This is a genomic window from Paracoccus sp. MKU1, assembly GCF_001447385.1.
In the GTDB taxonomy this organism is placed as follows: domain Bacteria; phylum Pseudomonadota; class Alphaproteobacteria; order Rhodobacterales; family Rhodobacteraceae; genus Paracoccus.
Genome location: NZ_LLWQ01000230.1, coordinates 1 through 1143, shown reverse-complemented (window position 1 = coordinate 1143; position 1143 = coordinate 1). Strand labels below are relative to the sequence as shown.

Sequence of the window (1143 nt, the reverse complement as noted above, 5' to 3'; positions counted from 1 at the left end):
AGGCCAGACCTGTCTCACACGATGGACCCCATAACAGGCGGCCCGCTCCGCTCGTCACCAGCCTCGGTCACGGTTGTCGCCCGCAGCTGTGCCGAGGCCGATGCCTGGGCGAGCGCGCTGATGGTGCTGGGTCCGAAGGCTGGCAGCGAACTCGCTCTGCGTCTCAGCCTCAATGCGCTGTTCCTTCTGCGCGAGGCGGCTGCATCCGAACACATGCCGTCGGGACGCTGTTCGACTGAGCCAGGGTCCAGGCTCATTGAGTTTCACAGCCAGAACAAGACGGTTGCGGCTAGCATGATCGCAGAGAAGAAGGTTTCCGGGCACCGGTCGTATCGGGTCGCGACGTATGAGGAGGATCAGAAAACAGTCCGGGGGACTGTTTTCCCGACGATTGGCCAATCCTTCAGGCGGCCGAACATGATCTCGATGCGGTTGCGCCGTTTGTAGCGCCTCTTGTCGTATTTCACCGCCTTCTTGCGAGACTTCCGGCCCGGGATGCAGACCTTTATCCCCTTGTCTTTCAACGCCTCTCTGAACCAATCGGCATCATAGCCCCTGTCGGCCAGCAGCCAACCCGCTTTCGGCAAGCTGCCCAACAGCGCCGCCGCGCCGGTGTAATCGCTGACCTGRCCGGCCGACATGAAGAACCCGATCGGGCGCCCCTTGGCATCGGCGACGGCGTGCAGCTTGGTGTTCATGCCGCCTTTGGCGCRCCCGATCTGGCGCCCGCGCCCCCCTTTTKCACGCACAGGCTCGACGCCGTGCGATGTGCCTTGAGATAGGTCGCGTCGATCATGATCGTCTTGTGTTCGGCGCTCTCGGCGGCCAGGCCGACCATRATCCCGGCGAAGACCCCGCGTTCGTGGCCGCACTCGAACCAATGGCGTTTGCCACTCACCTCCAGCGCTTCCAACGGTTGTAGAGGGTCTTGGCCGGGCCGTATTCCTTCGGCGCGTCACACCACCGCAAGCCATTGCGATTGACGAAGATTATCCCGCTCAGCACATGCCGGGCATCCACGCGCGGCTTGCCCATCCTCAGGAAAACAGTCCCCCGGACTGTTTTCTGATCTTCGGATACTCTTGGGAAAGAAGGGCCGTAGCCGCTCCATATGCGCCTCGCTCAGCCAGAAAAGATTGCTCA

2 pseudogenes are annotated in these 1143 nt (G+C 62.2%); one reads left to right on the top strand and one right to left on the bottom strand.

What is annotated here, in order from left to right:
- Positions 1 to 21: 21 nt before the first annotated feature.
- A pseudogene (locus tag AQY21_RS30300) lies at positions 22 to 120 on the top strand (FAD:protein FMN transferase); the annotation flags it as partial.
- 143 nt (positions 121 to 263) lie between these two features.
- On the opposite strand, the pseudogene AQY21_RS28225 reads toward AQY21_RS30300, so the two are convergent.
- Positions 264 to 1143 (bottom strand): annotated as a pseudogene (locus AQY21_RS28225) (IS5 family transposase); the annotation flags it as partial.